The organism is Luteibacter yeojuensis (genome assembly GCF_000964085.1).
Lineage (GTDB): Bacteria > Pseudomonadota > Gammaproteobacteria > Xanthomonadales > Rhodanobacteraceae > Luteibacter > Luteibacter yeojuensis_A.
In genome coordinates this window covers 1-17342 of record NZ_JZRB01000002.1, presented here as the reverse complement: position 1 = coordinate 17342, position 17342 = coordinate 1, and the positions used below count along the sequence as shown (strand labels likewise).

At 68.3% G+C, this 17342-nt stretch carries 13 protein-coding genes; 7 read left to right on the top strand and 6 right to left on the bottom strand.

The features are described 5' to 3' along the window. Positions 1-89: 89 nt before the first annotated feature. The 6 genes from VI08_RS00940 to VI08_RS00915 all read right to left on the bottom strand — a co-directional run bounded on the left by VI08_RS00940 (position 90) and on the right by VI08_RS00915 (position 8427). Positions 90-1580, bottom strand: a complete 1491-nt coding sequence (locus VI08_RS00940) for a DUF4331 domain-containing protein (protein ID WP_045827666.1) — start codon at positions 1578-1580, stop codon at positions 90-92. A 263-nt stretch (positions 1581-1843) separates the two neighbouring features. Next, complete coding sequence (locus VI08_RS00935; protein ID WP_045827665.1) at positions 1844-2554, bottom strand: hypothetical protein; 711 nt, start codon at positions 2552-2554, stop codon at positions 1844-1846. Next, positions 2551-4023, bottom strand: coding sequence for a hypothetical protein (locus tag VI08_RS00930; RefSeq protein ID WP_157006196.1), 1473 nt, complete (start codon positions 4021-4023; stop codon positions 2551-2553). The genes VI08_RS00935 and VI08_RS00930 overlap by 4 nt, the downstream gene beginning before the upstream one ends. A gap of 224 nt (positions 4024-4247) precedes the next feature. Continuing rightward, positions 4248-5483: an imidazolonepropionase gene (hutI, locus tag VI08_RS00925; RefSeq protein ID WP_045827663.1), complete on the bottom strand. Its 1236-nt coding sequence runs from the start codon at positions 5481-5483 to the stop codon at positions 4248-4250. Continuing rightward, a complete protein-coding gene (locus VI08_RS00920) occupies positions 5480-6793 on the bottom strand; it encodes a chloride channel protein (RefSeq protein ID WP_045827742.1) in 1314 nt (437 codons plus the stop codon). The genes hutI and VI08_RS00920 overlap by 4 nt, the downstream gene beginning before the upstream one ends. 62 nt (positions 6794-6855) lie before the next feature. Continuing rightward, positions 6856-8427: a bifunctional GNAT family N-acetyltransferase/carbon-nitrogen hydrolase family protein gene (locus VI08_RS00915; RefSeq protein ID WP_045827662.1), complete on the bottom strand. Its 1572-nt coding sequence runs from the start codon at positions 8425-8427 to the stop codon at positions 6856-6858. Positions 8428-8582: 155 nt separating this feature from the next. On the opposite strand from VI08_RS00915, the gene VI08_RS00910 reads away from it, so the two are divergent. The 7 genes from VI08_RS00910 to VI08_RS00880 form a co-directional block, all read left to right on the top strand. Beyond that, a complete protein-coding gene (locus tag VI08_RS00910; protein WP_045827661.1) occupies positions 8583-9935 on the top strand; it encodes a formimidoylglutamate deiminase in 1353 nt (450 codons plus the stop codon). 310 nt (positions 9936-10245) lie between these two features. After that, entirely contained in the window at positions 10246-11916 is a 1671-nt protein-coding gene (gene asnB / locus VI08_RS00905; protein ID WP_045827660.1) for an asparagine synthase B, read from the top strand. An 85-nt stretch (positions 11917-12001) separates the two neighbouring features. After that, positions 12002-13127 (top strand): peptide chain release factor 2 gene (prfB, locus tag VI08_RS00900; RefSeq protein WP_157006193.1). Its coding sequence is split into 2 segments (ribosomal slippage): positions 12002-12076 and positions 12078-13127, totalling 1125 coding nucleotides; the frame shifts between segments, so codons are not numbered across the junction. A 62-nt stretch (positions 13128-13189) separates the two neighbouring features. Then, the gene (gene lysS, locus VI08_RS00895; RefSeq protein ID WP_045827659.1) at positions 13190-14719 is read left to right on the top strand and encodes a lysine--tRNA ligase; all 1530 of its coding nucleotides are present in this window, start codon (positions 13190-13192) and stop codon (positions 14717-14719) included. A gap of 4 nt (positions 14720-14723) precedes the next feature. Beyond that, complete coding sequence (locus VI08_RS00890; protein ID WP_045827658.1) at positions 14724-15023, top strand: YciI family protein; 300 nt, start codon at positions 14724-14726, stop codon at positions 15021-15023. 17 nt (positions 15024-15040) lie between these two features. Further along, a complete protein-coding gene (locus VI08_RS00885) occupies positions 15041-15283 on the top strand; it encodes a BolA family protein (protein WP_045827740.1) in 243 nt (80 codons plus the stop codon). A gap of 202 nt (positions 15284-15485) precedes the next feature. Next, positions 15486-17342, top strand: a 1857-nt coding sequence (locus tag VI08_RS00880; protein ID WP_045827657.1) for an AAA family ATPase, incomplete at its 3' end; no start/stop codon positions are given.

Genomic DNA, 17342 nt, shown 5'->3' with positions numbered 1-17342 from the left:
CATGAAGGCGATCAGCAGGCGGGGCAGCCAGGGTCGCCTGGCTGCCCCGCATCGTGCTGGCGAGAGGTGCTCCATGCGCCCCGCGCTTCCTACTGCGCCGCCATCGACGCGTTCACCGACCCAGGTACCGGGGTGTTGAGGTACGGGAAGTGGTCAAGGTACGTATCCGCGGCCGAGACGCTGCCGCTCACCGTTGACGTTGCCGCCGTCGCGCCCGCGGCACGGGCGCCATCCGTGAGCGGCGCGCCGTTGTTCGGATCGGCGGTCTGGTCGCCGCACGTGCCGATGGCGGTGCTGCACAACGCGCCTTCCTCGGCGCGCAAGGCGATGTCCACCACGTCGTCGTATGGGCGCCGCCCGTTCGGGAATCCCGCCAGGTCGTTGCCGAGCACGCCAAGGTCGTTCTGGGAGGCGGGTGGCGTCGGTGCGATCGACGTGTTCAGCCGCAGCTCCTCGGCAGGCACCACGTTGGCCGGCTGGTTGAGCCCGGCGACGCCCGTGAGGAAGACACTGACCAGGTCATTCCTCGGCGTGTGCGGCGGCGGCACCCCGAACAAAGCGTTGACCAGCACCGGCACGGTGGGGTTCGTCACATAGCTGAGGAATTGCTTGTCACGCGACGGCTGGCTCGCGTTGAAGCGGTCCTTGTCTTTCAGGCCGATGACCAGCTCGTTCACCAGCGGCGAACCCAGGCGCGACACCTGCACGAGGTCGGCGAAGCTGAAGGGCGCGTCGTTGTTGTTGAGTACCCGATACCGCGGCTGGCTCGCCGTGGTCCAGCCGCCGATGATCGTTTGCTTCGCCGTGGCGCCCAGGCACGTCGCCGGGATCTCGAGCGCGAGCGTGGTGACGTTCTTGCGCGTGAGCGCGTTGGGCGTGCCATCGCGCGGGCCAAGCGGGTTGAGGTTGACGAGATCGAAGATGGCGCCCAGGTCGGCGACGAAGCCATCCTTGCGCTGGCCGGCGAACACGCGCCCCGGCGCCGCGCAACCCGGGATCTTCACGTTGTAGACGTAGTTGCCCGCATACGCCTCGTAGTTTGCGATCGACTTGTTGCCGATGTTGTCGACGGGCTTGGTGAACACGCCGGAGCCGCTTGCCGCGTTCGTCAGCGCCTGTCCGCGCCACAGGGGTGACTCGCCCTTCATCACCTCCACCGAGTAGGTCTCGGTGCGGTTGAGGTTGGACTGGTCCGTTGCGCTCACGGGCCCGATGTTCAGCAGCGGCTGCGCCTGGTTGACGCCACCGGCGGGCACCGTCAGGTCCTTGTTGCGGTTATTGAAGTGGAAACGGAACGTCAGGTCCGACTTGCCCCTTCCGGTGCTGTCGATGTGGAAGTCGTAGACGGCGTTGTCGTCCAGGAAGTGGAAATTCGGGCCGCTGTATGCGTCCTGCATCGGGTCGTAGTTGGCGAGCAGGGTGACGTAGCCGGGGCGGTTCGCCTCGTAGCTCATGAACATGTAGAAATCGCTCGCATCCACCTGCGGCTGCGTGGCGATGAAGGGCGCTTCCCGGTGGCTCGATGCCGCGGCCAGCGCGGGTAGCAGTGCCATCGCCGCGGCGAGGCAGGTCAAGGTCATCTTCACGGTTGGTTCCTCACGTCGAATCGATCGGATAGGCCGCGGGCCATGGGGCCCGCGGAACCTGGTACGCAGGTACTCCCGATGTTTCGTCGACGCGCGACGGGCGCGCTGGCTCGCACCGCGTGCGGGCCAGCGTGTTTTCACCCCCGGATCGCCCTTCGACCCCCCTGATCGGCCCGCCCTTCCCGTGGCAGGCCTAGAGACATACGCGCTCCGGCGTCGCCCGGATGCGAAAAACTACTTAGGCCAAACGATATAGGTCACAGCTCGGCGAGGTGGTCGAAGTCGACGCCGCTCTCAGTGTGCGCTGCGACGACGTTGCAGGCGAGGATGCCGGGGAACACGTTGCGCGACGCGCCGGCGTGGTTCTCCGGGTTGTACAGAGCAGGCGTGTGCGACCAGACACGGTAGCCGCGCGACTTGAGGGCCTGCACCTCCGCCTCGGCGGTATCGACGCCGCTGAGACGGCTGTAGACGAGCGGACGATAACTGTCGATCGTGGCCTTCGCACTTTCCAGCGCATCCACGAGCGCGTTGCCCAGGTTCACCTTGAGCAGATGCAGCGCAGGCAGCGCCAGGCTGTCGAGCGTGGCGGTGCGCACGGCTTCGCCATCGAGGTCGCGCATGCCGCTGCCGGGGCCGAACCACGCGTGGTGCGCGTGGACGTTGCCGAGCTGGTTCAGCGCCACGTTGGCGCAGAGCTGCTGGAACGGCAGGCGCCGCGGTTCCACGACGTGGACGACGCCGGTCTCGCCCACGGCGCGGGCCAGCCACAAGGTGTGCGCGGCGAAATCACCGCCCACCTCGACGATGTGGTGGCCATCCGTGATGAGGCCGCTGAGCAGGTCTGTTTCGCCTTCGGCCCATTCGCCGTAGAGCTGCAGCGAGCGGGTGGCCGGCAGGTCGCCGGGTGTCGGGGCACACAGGCCATAACGGGTGCTGAGGAGGGAAGGGGGTTTGGCGCGGGTCATGCGGTTCTCGTGCGGAAGAGGGCGCGTGCGTCGGCGAGTTCGCGGCGGAGCAACGTGGCGACGTCCCCCGTGGCGGCCTGGCCGGGCAACGCGTCGTGGGTGAGCTGGATGGCAAGCCGCAGCTCAAGGGATTCGATGCGCCACGCCGGGTGCTCACCGGCGGCGAATGCGTGGGCCAGTGCGAACGCGCACGCTTCGGCAGCGTCGCCCGGTGGAAGTAGCGTCGCCCGCTCATGCGAGCAGCGTGCGAAGAGCAACAACGTGGCGGGGTCTTCGCCGCCGGCGAGTGCCGCGTCGCGTAGCGAGTGGGCGTGGTCGAGCAGGGCGAGGCGTGGCTCGCCCTTGGCCAGGGCGGCGCGGCGCATCATCACTTCGGCGCGGCGCCGTGCTGCGTGCGGCTCGTCGTGCACGGCCAGGCGAGCGCAGACATCGTCGGCGATGTCGAGACGGGCGCGCGCGGCCACACTCATCAGCCAACCCGACCAGGCGAGGTGCACGTCCACCCATGCATCGAGCGCGGGCGCGTCGTGGTCGTCGGCATCACTGCCCAGGTCGCGCAGGGCGAGCAGGCGCGTGGCACCCGACAACCGCGCGATCCGCGCGAGCTGCATGCGCAGTTGCTGCGCGCGCCACCACGGCCGTTCGCCATCGCCAGCGCCAGCGTCGTCGAGCGCGATGTCGCACAGCATGATGGCTTCTTCGATGTGCGCCGCCGCCTCCCTTCGCCCAACGTAGGGTGCCCGCTGACATAGCAGCATCGGCAGCAGCCACCGCGCGAGATGGCCTTCTTCGCCGCCCGCATCGAGGTACTCGCGCAGCACGTTTTCCCAGTGCGCGAAGTCGTCGCGGTGCAGGCCGACATGGCGCAGCGTGGGGTGGTCGCGCGTGCCGCTGAGGTACAGCGTGGCCGTTTCACCCGGCGAGTGAAGGCGCTCCAGCAAGCCGCGCGGCAATGGCGCGGCGCGCTGCCGGGGAAGCAGGTCGACGGGTTCCAGCGTGAGCTGCACGCTGGGGGCTTCGAAGGCCGTGCGCTGGTAGGTCCAGTCGGCGGCGGGCGGGTTGGCCATGGCGGGGTCTTCCGGTGGGACGAGGGGCTCGGGGCCGGGGGGCGGTGCAGGTGCGGGGCCATGCGCAGGGCCTTGCGGTAGTACGGGTTCGGCGAACCGCGCCGCGATGGAAACCGGCGACGGCGTGGCGGCCAACCTGCGGCGTTTGTGGCGGCGCCATGCCAGCAACGCCACCGTCAGCGCGACGGCCGCCACACTGGTGGCCGCCACCCCCTGGGCCAGGTCGCGATACCCGCGTGCAGGCGCGGCGGCGCCGACCGTTCGTTCGTCGTGGCGTTTCACCGGCGCGAGGGAAGGCGGCAGCGCCACCGACGGCGCGGGCGCGATGCCATCAGGCGCCGTTTCCATCGCATCGACCATCCGCAGTACATCGCGCCGTTGTTGCGCTTGTTCCGCCGCCATGGCAGCGCGGGCCTTGCGGTCATCAGCGCATGCGCCCAGCAGTACGCATGCGCTGAAAACGGGCGCAAGAAGGCAGGCGCGTGGGGGCGCCTTGCGATGGGACGATGGGACGTTCAACGGGCTTCCTGGGGCGCGCCGTGGCGGGCGCGTCTGATTCCGTTGATGTTAGGCAACCCTCGCCAGCGGATCGATGGAAGGATTCGGAAAAGAACCTACGAAGTTTCTCAGGTGGCGAGGCGCTCGCCCGCTACCCACGTTTCGCGCAACAGGCCGCCGCCGATCCAGTAGCAGAGCTCGGGCAGGTGGCGCACGTTCCATACCGCCAGGTCGGCGCGCTGGCCCACGGCGAGCGTGCCGCGGTCGTCGAGGCCCAGTGCTTTCGCGGCGTGCAGTGTGGCACCGCGCAGCGCCTCCTCGGGCGTCAGGCGGAACAGCGTGCACGCCATGCCCATGGCCAGGCGCAGCGACAGCAGGGGTGATGTACCCGGGTTCAGGTCGGTGGCGACGGCCATGGCCACGCCGTGGTCGCGAAAGCCCGCGATGGGCGGTGGCCGCGTATCGCGCAGGGCGTAATAGGCGCCGGGCAGCAGCACGGCGACGGTGCCCGCCGCGGCCATGGCCTGGATCCCTTCCTCACTCGTCCACTCGAGGTGGTCGGCCGAGAGGCCGTTGTAGCGGGCGACCAGGGCCGCGCCGCCGAGATCGGAAAGCTGCTCGGCGTGCAGTTTCACCGGCAGGCCGAGTTCGCTGGCTTTCTTGAACAGCCGCTCGGTTTCAGCGTGGCTGAAGCCGATGCCCTCGCAGAATGCATCCACGGCATCGACCAGGGATTCGTCCGCCAGCGAGGGCAGCATGGTGTCGCACACGAGGGCCACGTACTCGTCGCGGCGCCCCGCGTATTCCGGCGGCAGCGCATGCATGCCGAGAAAGCTGGTGCGCACGTCGATGCCGAGCGCCACGCCGATGCGGCGGGCCACGCGCAGCATGCGGCGCTCGGCCTCGGGCTCAAGGCCGTAGCCGGATTTGATCTCGAGCGTGGTGACGCCATCGGCCAGCAAGGCCTGCGCGCGCGGCAGCGACTGGGCGAAAAGCTCGTCTTCGCTGGCGCTGCGCGTGGCGCGGACGCTGGAGACGATGCCGCCGCCCGCGCGGGCGATGTCTTCGTACGTGGCGCCTTCGAGGCGCATCTCGAATTCCTGCGCGCGGTCGCCGCCGAAAACGAGGTGCGTGTGGCAATCGACGAGGCCCGGCGTGATCCACGTGCCGTGCAGGGATTCGACCCGGTGCGCGAGCGCATGCGGGTCGCCAGGCAGGTCGGCGCGCGCGCCCACGAAAACGATGCGGCCCGCCTTGATGCCCAGCGCACCATCGGCGATGGCGCCGTACGGCGTGCCGTTGTCGGCCAGCGTGGCGAGGCCAGCTTCGAGCAGCAGGTGATCCCAGCGGGTGTCGGCGGTCATGGCGTGGCGGGTTCCGTGGCGGGCGGGGGCTCGCGGCGCGCGCGCTCCTCTTCGTACTGGGCGACGAGGTTATCCGCCAGCGCCTTGTATACGGGCACCCGGCAGACCAGGCCCGAGACCGCGCGGGCCAGCAGGCAGGCGGCCATGATCGGCAGGGCCATCTGGTGGTTCGCGGTGAGTTCGAGCGAGATGACCGCGGCGGTCAGCGGTGCCTGGGTGACGCCGGAGAGGTACGCGGCCATGCCGAGGAGCACCACCGCGGACGCGTCGGCGCCGGGCAGCAGGTGGGCGATGTTGCCGCCGAGGCCCGCGCCGACGGCCAGGGCCGGCGAGAAAATGCCGCCGGGGATGCCGGCCCACGACGAGGCGATGTTGCCGAGGAACTTGAGCACGCCGAACAGGGGGCCGGTATCGCCATGGCCCTCGAGGATGGCCCGTGCCTGCGCATAGCCGGTGCCGTAGAGCCCGTTCGCGCTCATGAGGCTGAGCAACACCAGGGCGAGCCCGCAGCAGGCGGCGAACACCACCGGCTGCCTGCCGCGCAGCCGCGCAAGCGCCCCGCGGAAGCCGAGGGCCGACGGGATGATCAGGCGTGCGAACAGCCCGCCAGCGAGGCCGCCGACGGCGCCGGTGAGCAGTACGGCGATCCACGCCTTGCCCAGCGGCAGCGCGGCGGTGATGTCGCCGAAGTAGGCATAGTTGCCGACGACACCCAGCGACACCACGCCCGCCACGATGACGGCGGTGAGCAGGGTGCCGCTCATGCGGTGTTCGAACGTGCCCGACATTTCCTCGATGGCGAACACCACGCCCGCCAGCGGCGTGTTGAACGCGGCGGCCAGGCCCGCGGCGGAGCCGGCCAGGATGAAGCGGCCCGCGGCGGCGGGGTCGGCAAAGCCGAAGCGCCGGCCCATGGAATACAACAGCCCCGCACCGACATGCACCGTGGGGCCCTCACGGCCTACCGAGGCACCGCCCAGCAGCGCGGCCAGCGTCAGCGCCATCTTGCCGCCGGCCACCTTCAGCGAGAGCAGGCGCGAGCGAAAGCCCTCGTCCTCCACCTTCAGCGCCGCGATGGCCTGGGGGATGCCCGAGCCGCGCGTGGCTTTCAGCGCGCCCTGGGTGAGCCAGCAGAGCAGGGCGAACGTGGCGGGCGTGATGAGCAGCGGCACCCACCAACCGTGCGCCGCCACGCCGCGGAACAACTCGAACGCGTAGTCGGCGGCCTTGGCGAAGAACACCGCGGCGAGGCCGACGATGATGGCGCCTGCCCAGAACAGGATGCGCCGCCGCCATTCGGTCGGCGACATCAGTTCATGGCGGCGCAGGCGTTCGAAGCGCGATACGGGCGCGCCTTCCCCTGGGATCTCGGTCACTTGGTTTCCGTTGTCCGCGTCCAGCGCACCTGGTAAAGGTCGTAGCGGCGGTCTTTCAGGTTCTGCACGGCACCCGAGTTGCGGGCGCGTGCCAGGTTTTCCAGGCGCAGGTCGGCGAACAGCACCGTTTCGATGTTCGGCGTGGCGTCCGCGGCGATGCCGTCGCGGGCGAACGGGAAGTCGCTGGGCGTGAGGATGCAGCTCTGCCCGTACTGGATGTCGAAATTGTTGACGCCGGGCAGGTTGCCGACATTGCCCGATAGCACCACGTAGCACTGGTTCTCGATGGCGCGGGCCTGCGAGCAGTAGCGCACGCGCAGGTAGCCTTCGCGCACATCGGTGCAGAACGGCACGAACAGGATGAGCGCGCCCTGGTCGGTGAGGTGGCGCGCCACCTCGGGGAACTCGGAGTCGTAGCAGATCATGACGCCGATGGGGCCGCAGTCGGTCTGGATCGTGGCCGCGGAATCCCCGCCGGTGATGTTCCACACGTTCTTTTCGCTGGGCGTGGGGTGCAGCTTCTCGCGCTCGTGCAGCGAGCCGTCGCGCAGGGCCACGTAGCAGACGTTGTGGATATCGCCGTTGGGCTGGCGCGTGGGGTGGGAGCCACCGATGATGTTGATGTTGAAATGCACGGCCAGGCGGTGGAACAGCGCCTTCACCTCGTCGGAGTACTCCGAGAGGCGGCGGATGGAATCCACCGGCGAAAGCTCGGCGTTCTCGATGGAAAGCAGCTGCAGCGTGATCAGCTCGGGGAACACGACGAAGTCGGCGTCGTAATCCGCCGCGATGTCGACGAAGTATTCCACCTGCGTGGCGAACTCCGCGAACGACGTGATGCGGCGCTGCTGGTACTGCACCGAGGCCACGCGCACCGAATCGGGCAGGCGGTGGCTGTGCGAGACGCGGGGTGTATCGGGGTGGTCGTGCAGGTGCGGGTTGCGCCAGGCCAGGTGAGCGGCGTAGCCCAGCGATTCGTGGTCGGAAGGCACGTACTCGCGCAGCAGGCCCAGCACTTCGAACCCGTTGCGCAGCTGGAAGCTCAGCGTGGGGTCGCGGCGGCTGCCATCGACCACGGCCTGCACGTAGGCCTCGGCGCTACCGTAGCGGCCGATGGCGCGCGACAGCCCCGGGATGCGGCCACCGAACACGATGCCGCGCAGTTTCAGGTCGGTGCACAGGCGCTTGCGGGCCTGGTAGAGGCGCTGGCCAATGCGCATGCCGCGGTAGTCGGGGTGCACCACCACCTCCATGCCGTACAGCCAGTCGCCTTTGGGGTCGTGGCGCGAGGCAAAGCCGCCGCCCGTGACCTGCATCCACGTGTGCGGGGCGAGGGCCACCGCCTCGTTGATGCGGAACGTGGCGCAAAAACCCACGATGTGGCCCTCGTACTCGACGACGAACTGGCCTTCCGGGAAGTTGTTCTGCTGGCCCTGTAGCATCTCGGCCGAATGGCCCCACTCGGCGGTATAGACGCGCGCGGTGAGTGCCACCAGCTCAGGGACATCCGCAGGGCGCGCCAGGCGCAGGGTGAGCTTCGGGTTCTGGGCGGGAGCGGTCTCGTTCATCCCCCCATTATGCCCCCGGTATGTGAAGCCGTTCATATCGGCAGGCTATCCTGTGCGAAACGGCCGGCATGAATCCTGTGGGAGCGCGCTTGCGCGCGATGGGACCTTGTCGCGCACCCCATCGCGCGCAAGCGCGCTCCTACATAGGTTTTTATATGTCGCAGACGCATTTCACCGCCGATTTCCTCTGGGCCGACGGTGCCTGGGCCGAGGCGGGGCTCGCCGTCAGGGCGGGCCGCTTCGCCGCGCCCAACGGCGACGCCGGCGAGCGCATCGGCCGTTTCGTGCTGCCGGGCATGCCCAACCTGCATTCGCACGCGTTCCAGCGCGCCATGGCCGGCCTGGCCGAGCGCCGCGGCCCGGGCGAGGACAGCTTCTGGACCTGGCGCGAAACCATGTACGCCTTCGCCGAGGCCATCGACCCCGATGACCTGAAGGCCATCGCCACCCAGCTCTATGTCGAGATGGTAAAGGCCGGGTACACCCAGGTCTGCGAATTCCATTACCTGCACCACGGGCCGGGCGGCACGCCGTATGCGGACCCAGCAGCCATGTCCCTGGCGCTCATCGAGGCGGCGAAGGACGCCGGCATCGGCCTCACCCTTCTGCCCGTGCTCTACATGACCGGCGGCTTCGATGGCCGCCCGTTAAACGAGCGCCAGCGGCGCTTCCGCCACGACGTGGGCCAGTACATCACGCTGCTGGAGCGGCTGGTGCCGATGCAGCACGACATGCTCAAGGTGGGCATCGCGCTGCATTCGCTGCGCGCCGTGCCCGTGGGCGCCATGCGCGCGCTGCTAGCGACCGGTGTGTCGAAGGGCCTGCCCATCCACATCCACATCGCGGAACAGATCGGCGAAGTGCAGGATTGCCTCGCGGTGCGCGGCGCGCGCCCCGTCGAGTGGCTGCTTGACCATGCCGATGTGGACCAACGCTGGACCCTGGTCCATGCCACGCACCTCACGGGCCATGAAACGAAGCGCATCGCCGCGAGTGGTGCCGTCGCCGGCCTTTGCCCCACGACCGAAGCGAACCTCGGCGACGGGCTGTTTCCGCTCGCCGATTTCATCGATGCCGGTGGCACCCTGGGCATTGGGTCCGATTCGCATATTTCGGTATCGCCCGTGGAAGAACTGCGCTGGCTGGAATATGGCCAGCGCCTGGTCACCCGCCACCGCAACGTAGCCTCGCGCAAGCCGGAGGAGAGCACCGGCGTCGCGCTCTGGCAGCGCGCGCTGGCGGGCGGCGCGCGTGCCGCGGGCGCCGACATCGGCAGGCTGGGGCAGGGCGCACGCGCCGACCTGCTGGTGCTCGACGATCGCTCGCCGTTGCTCGCGGCGCGCGACGAGGCCGACGTGATCGATACCTTCCTGTTCGCAGGCAACACGCCGCTGGTGCGCGACGTGATGGTGGGCGGCGAGTGGCGTGTGCGCGGTGGCGCGCACGTCATCGAAGACCGCGCCGCCGACATGTATCGAAAAACTGTAGAGAAGCTTGCAGCCCTGTAGGAGCCCGCTCGCGGGCGACATCTTTTGAGATAACGCCACGGGCCTTGTTGCTCTTCGCGAGAAGCTGTCGCCCGCAAGCGGGCTCCTACATGGGTTTTTTCCTGTTGCATCGCATCGGAAATCATGGTTTAGTCGAGCCATGACCCGTTTCAACGCCAATAACGCCAACAATAATAATGCCCGTTCATTCGGGAGGGTCGGCGTGTAGGCGGTTGCAACTGAAACCACCGGATCACACGAAAGGCCCGCCCTCCCAGGCGGGCCTTTTTCTTTGCGCATTTCCAACCCTCGGTACCAAGGAGCAAGGCCCATGTGTTCGATCTTCGGAATGTTCGGCCTCGCGGCCGGCGACGACCGCCAGGCGCTGCGCACGCAGGCCATGGAGCTTTCGCAGCGGCAACGCCATCGCGGGCCGGACTGGAGTGGCGTGTACCTGGGCGAGGGCGCCATCCTCGTGCACGAGCGCCTGGCCATCGTCGACCCGGCCAGCGGCGCCCAGCCGCTACGCTCGACGGACGGCGAGCTGGCGCTGGCTGTCAACGGCGAGATCTACAACCATCGCGAACTGCGCGCCGCCAGCGATTACGCCTTCACCACGGGCTCGGACTGCGAAGTCATCAACGCCCTCTACCGCGAGCACGGCGCGGATTTCCTCGGCAAGCTCAACGGCATCTTCGCCTTCGCCCTCTGGGATGCCGCGAAGGGCCGGGTGCTCATCGCCCGCGACCCCGTCGGCGTGTGCCCGCTGTACTGGGGCCACGACCGCCAGGGGCGCCTGTGCGTCGCCTCGGAAATGAAGTCGCTGGTGGGCGTGTGCGCCGACGTGGCCCCGTTCCCGCCGGGCCACGTCCACGACAGCGCCACGGGCGAGACGACGCGCTACTGGGTGCCGGCCTGGCGTGACTATGACGCGACCGCCGGCAAGGTGCTCGCTCCGAAGGATCTGCGCACCGCGTTCGAAGCCGCCGTGCACCGCCAGATGATGACCGACGTGCCGTACGGCGTGCTGCTGTCGGGCGGCCTGGATTCGTCGCTGGTCGCCGCCGTGGCCGCGGGGTTCGCTCGCCGCCGCGTGGAGGACGATGACCGTGGTGAAGCGTGGTGGCCGCGCCTGCATTCCTTCGCCATCGGCCTCGAAGGCTCACCCGACCTGAAAGCCGCGGAGGTGGCCGCCGAGGCGCTCGGCACCGTGCACCACGGCTTCGTCTATACCTTCGAGGAAGGCCTGGACGCGCTGCCGGAAGTGATCCGCCATATCGAAACGTACGATGTCACCACCATCCGCGCCTCCACGCCGATGTTCCTGCTCGCGCGGCGCATCAAGGCCATGGGGGTGAAGATGGTGCTTTCGGGCGAGGGCTCCGACGAGGTGTTCGGCGGCTACCTGTACTTCCACAAGGCGCCTAACGCCCGCGAATTCCATGAGGAAACGGTGCGCAAGCTGGATGCGCTGCACTACTACGACTGCCTGCGCGCGAACAAGTCGATGGCCGCCTGGGGCGTCGAGGCCCGCGTGCCGTTCCTCGATACCGAGTTCCTCGAAGCCGCCATGGCCTTCGACGCGGAAGCCAAGATGGTGGCCCGCAAGGGCATCGAGAAAGGGATCCTCCGCGAGGCGTTCGAGGGCGCGTTGCCCGACTCGATCCTGTGGCGGCAAAAGGAGCAGTTCAGCGACGGGGTAGGGTACGGCTGGATCGACGGCCTGAAGGCCCACGCCGAGGCCATGGTCAGCGACCGCGAATTCGCCGCCGCGGCCGCCCGTTTCCCGGTAAACACGCCGGCCACCAAGGAAGCCTTCTTCTACCGCACGATCTTCGAGAAGCACTTCCCCGGCGAGGCCTGCGCCGCCACGGTGCCCGGCGGCAAATCCATCGCCTGCAGTTCCCCGGCCGCCCTGGCCTGGGACCCGTCGTTCGCGGCGGCGGCCGATCCCTCGGGCCGCGCCGTGCGCGGGGTGCACCAGCAGGCCTTGCCCGCCTGACGGCGGGGCCGCCACCCATCCCCGCTTTTGCTACACTCACCTGTTAACGCCGCACGAAACCGTTCGGCCACAACAGGCAAAATCCATGATCGAGACCAATCCGATCCTCGCGCAGATCGCGGACCTCAAGGGCCGCGTCGAGTCGCTTAGGGGGTATCTTTGACTACGCCGTCAAGAAAGAACGGCTAGAAGAGGTCAACCGCGAGCTTGAGAGCCCCACCGTGTGGGACGACCCCAAGCGCGCCCAGGAGCTCGGCCGCGAACGCGCCCAGCTCGACACCATCGTCACCGGCATCGAAGAGATGACCGCCGCGCTGGACGATGCGAAGGAACTGCTGGAATTGGCCGCCGCCGATGGCGACGAGGCCACCGTGCAGTCCGTGGCCGACGATGTGAACAAGGTCGACGCCCGCATCAGCAAGCTCGAGTTCCAGCGCATGTTCTCGGGCAAGCTCGACGCCGCGCCCGCGTTCGTCGATATCCAGGCCGGCGCCGGTGGCACCGAGGCCCAGGATTGGGCCGAAATCCTGCTGCGCATGTACCTGCGCTGGGCCGAGTCGCGTGGCTGGAAGGCCGAACTGATGGAAGTCAGCGGCGGCGAAGTGGCGGGCATCAAGTCGGCCACGTTCCGCGTCGAGGGCGATTACGCCTACGGCTGGCTGAAAACCGAGATCGGCGTGCACCGCCTCGTGCGCAAGAGCCCGTTCGATTCCGACAACCGCCGCCATACCAGCTTCACCTCCGTGTTCGTGTCGCCCGAAGTCGATGATGACATCGAGATCGACATCAACCCGGCCGACCTGCGCACCGACGTGTACCGCTCGTCCGGCGCCGGCGGCCAGCACGTCAACAAGACCGAATCGGCCGTCCGCATCACGCACGTGCCCACCAACACCGTGGTGGCCTGCCAGACCGAGCGCAGCCAGCATGCCAACCGCGACCGCGCGATGAAGATGCTGAAGGCGAAGCTGTACGAGCTGGAAGTGCAGAAGCGCAACGCCGAGAAGGATGCGCTGGAGGCCTCCAAGTCCGACATCGGCTGGGGCAGCCAGATCCGCAACTACGTGCTCGACCAGTCCCGCATCAAGGACCTGCGTACGGGCATCGAACGCTCCGACACGCAAAAAGTGCTCGATGGCGACCTCGACGAGTTCGTCGAAGCAAGCCTGAAGGCGGGCCTGGAAGCCGGTTCGAAACGCGTCGACGCGTAATGCCGCCACACGCGGGGGCGCATGGGCGCCCCCGTTCCCCCGAATGACACCCAAGCGAAGCCATGACAGACGATACCCGCGACAATCCGCCCGGCCCTTCCGACGAGAACCGACTGATTGCCGAGCGCCGCGAGAAACTGAAAGCGCTGCGCGAGCAGGGCATCGCGTTCCCGAACGACTTCAAGGTCGACAGCTTCGCGGGCGACCTGCAGTGCGAGTTCGAGGACAAGGACACCTGGACTGCCGAGGCCATCGAAGCCGCGCCGCGCCAGGTGGCCATCGCCGGGCGCATCCTGCTCAGCCGCGGGCAGGGCAAGGTCAGCTTCGTCACCCTGCAGGACGGCACCGGCCGCATCCAGCTCTTCATCCACCAGGGCACGGTGGGCGAGGATACGTACAACGCGTTCAAGCGCTGGGACCTGGGCGACATCGTCGGCGCCACCGGCGTGCTCATGCGCACGAAGACGGGCGAGCTCTCGGTGAAGGTCGACGGCCTGCGCCTGCTCACCAAGTCGCTGCGCGGCCTGCCCGATAAACACCATGGCATGGCCGACGTGGAGCAGCGTTATCGCCAGCGCTACGTCGACCTCATCGTCACCGAAGAAGCCCGCCGTACCTTCCAGCTGCGTTCGAAGATCGTCAGCCACGTGCGCCGCTGGCTCGAGGCCGCGCCGCGCCGCTTCATGGAGGTGGAAACGCCCATGATGCACGTGATCCCCGGCGGTGCCACGGCGCGCCCGTTCACCACGCACCACAATGCGCTGGATATTCCGCTGTTCCTGCGCGTGGCGCCCGAGCTCTACCTCAAGCGCCTCACCGTGGGCGGCTTCGACCGCGTCTACGAGATCAATCGCAATTTCCGCAACGAGGGCGTGTCCACGCGGCACAACCCCGAGTTCACCATGCTCGAGCTGTACCAGGCGTACGCCACGTACCACGAGATCATGGACCTCACCGAGGGCCTCATCCGTTCGGCCGCCACCGATGTGATCGGAAGCACGGTCATCGAGTGGGATGGGGCCACGGTCGACGTGGGCCCGGCGTTCCGCCGCTGGCGCATGGAGGACGCCGTGCTTGAGCTCAATCCCGAGATCAAGCCGGGCGAGTTGCGCGACCGCGACGCCATGGCGGCCCATGCCAGCCGCCTGGGCATCCAGGTGAAGCCGGGCTACGGGTGGGGCAAGCTGCTGCTCGAGGTTTTCGAGGCCACGGTGGAGCACACCCTGGTCCAGCCCACGTTTATTACCGACCACCCGGTGGAAGTCTCGCCGCTGGCTCGCGAGAGCGACACCGACAAGGGCATCACCGACCGCTTCGAGCTGTTCGTCAACGGCAAGGAACTTGCCAACGGCTTCTCCGAGCTCAACGACTCCGAAGACCAGGCCGCGCGCTTCCAGGCCCAGGTGGACGCGAAGGACGCCGGCGACGACGAGGCCATGCACTTCGACGCCGACTACATCCGCGCGCTTGAAGTGGGCCTGCCGCCCACCGGCGGCCTGGGCGTCGGCATCGACCGCCTCGTAATGCTGCTTACCGGCTCGTCGTCCATCCGCGACGTGCTCCTCTTCCCGACCATGCGCCCCGAGGCCTGATCCCATGTTCTATGCCATCACCGGTATCGACCACCCGAACTCGCTGGCCAACCGCGTCGCGGCCCGCCCGGCCCACGTGGCGCGCCTGTCGGCCCTGAAGGAAGAAGGCCGCCTGAAGCTGGCCGGCCCATTCCCCGCCATCGACGCGGAAGACCCGGGCGAAGCCGGCTTCAGCGGCAGCCTCATCATTGCCGAGTTCGAAAGCCTGGAAGCCGCGAAGGCCTGGGCCGATGCCGACCCCTACGTCGCCGGTGGCGTCTACAAGGAAGTGACGGTCCGTCCGTTCCGCGTGACCCTGCCGTGACCGCCGAGAAGGTCGCGATGATCCGCCAGCGCCTCACCGAGGCGCTGGTGCCCTCCGAGCTCGACGTGATCGACGAGGGCCACAAGCATGCCGGCCACGCGGGCGAGGGCAAGGGCCATTTCTTTGCCCGCATCGTCAGCACGGCCTTCGCGGGCAAGAACCCCATCCAGCGCCACCGCATGGTCTACGAGGCCCTCGGCGACATGATGCCCAACGGGATCCACGCCCTGTCGATCGACGCCAAGGCACCGGGCGAATAAAGCCTTCGTGGGAGCCCTTGTGGGAGCGCGCTTGCGCGCGATAGCTCCTCCCAAAAGCCATCGCGCGCAAGCGCGCTCACACAATCAGTGACTTACGTTATTATCCTCGTGTCATTTCGCGCATTGCGCCCGGAAGCCCCCTTTGGCAAAGTGATCGGCCAACAGCCAAAGGGGTGGCTGTCGCGTCCCAACGGAACCCAACATGCGTCTGACCACGATCAAGCTGGCGGGATTCAAGTCCTTCGTGGACCCCACCACGCTGCACCTGCCCACCAACATGACCGGCGTCGTCGGCCCAAACGGCTGCGGCAAGTCGAACATCATCGACGCCATCCGCTGGGTCATGGGCGAGTCGGCGGCCAGCCGCCTGCGTGGTGATTCGCTCACCGATGTCATCTTCTCGGGCTCCAGCGCCCGCAAGCCGGTGGGCCAGGCCGCCGTTGAGCTCATCTTCGACAATGGCGACGGCACCATCCAGGGCGAGTACGCCAGCTTCGCCGAGATCTCGGTCAAGCGCGTGGTCAGCCGCGACGGCCAGTCGTCGTACTACCTCAATGGCGCGCGCTGCCGCCGTCGCGACATCACCGACCTGTTCCTCGGCACCGGGCTTGGCCCGCGTTCCTACTCGATCATCGAGCAGGGCATGATCAGCCAGATCATCGAGGCGGCGCCGGAAGAACTGCGCACCCACCTCGAGGAAGCCGCCGGCATCTCCAAGTACAAGGAGCGCCGCAAGGAAACCGAGAGCCGCATCAAGTCCACCCGTGAGAACCTCGACCGCGTCCGCGACGTGCGCGACGAGGTGGAAAAGCAGCTCGACCACCTGAACCGCCAGGCCCGCGCCGCCGAGCGCTGGAAGGGCTTCAAGGAAGAGCAGACCCGCCGCGAGGCGGAGTTGCGCGCACTGGAATACCGCACGCTCGACCGCCAGCGCCAGGGCGAAGGCTCGGGGCTGCGCGAGTACGAAATCGAGATTGAAAAGCACACGGCCACGCAGCGCCAGGTCGAGGCGCAGATGGAAACCGTGCGCGAGCGCCACCAGGGCGCCGCCGAGCACCTCAACCAGGTGCAGGCCGAGGTCTACAAGGTGGGCGCCGAGATCGCCCGCGTCGAGCAGCAGGTGCGCCACAACCGCGACCTCACCGAGCGGCTCACCCGTTCCAAGGCCGACGCCGACCGCGAATTCGGCGAACTGCAGGGCCATATCGACGCCGACCGCGAGCAGGTGGAAACCCTGCGCATGGCGCTGGCCGAGGGCGAACCGAAGCTCGAATCGCTGCAGCAGATCCAGGACGAGACGGGCGAGGCGCAGCGCGCCACCGAATCACGCCTGGCCGACTGGCAGCAGCGCTGGGATACCCACACCCGTGGCGCGTCCGAATCCACCCGTGCCGCGGAAGTGGAACGCACCAAGCTCGCCTACCTCGACCGCCAGGCGGTCGACCTTGCGCGCCGTCGCGAGGCGCTCGAGGCCGAGCAGAAGGCCACCGACGTGGCCGCGCTCGATGCGGCGGCCGAGCAGCTCGATACCGAACACGATACCCAGCGCGAGCGCGTGGAGCAGCTCGGCGGCGTACTCGACCAGCATAAGGTGGCCTACGAGCGCGTGCTCGACGACGAGCGACAGGTGCAGTCGGCGCTCAACGACGCGCGCCAGCAGCTGCAGGCCGCCCGCGGCCGCCAGGCCTCGCTCGAAGCCCTGCAGACCGCCGCGCTGGGCCAGGAAGAATCCGCCGCCACGGGCTGGCTGAAGCGGCTGGGCCTGGCCGATGCCCGCCGCCTCGGCGAATCGCTGCAGGTCGATGCCGGTTTCGAATCCGCCGTGGAAACCGTGCTGGCCGGCGTGCTCGATGGCGTGCTGGTCGATGCGCCTGCCGCGCTGGTGCCCGAGTTCAACGCGCTTGGCGAGGCCGATGTGGCGCTGTTCGGCAGCGAGAAGGGTGGCCCCGGTGCCACCGGCACGCTCGCCGGCCACGTGCGCGGCCCGGTTGCCGCCATCGCGCTGCTCTCCCAGGTGTTTGTCGCCGATTCGGTCGAGGCCGCCGCCGCGCGCGCGGCG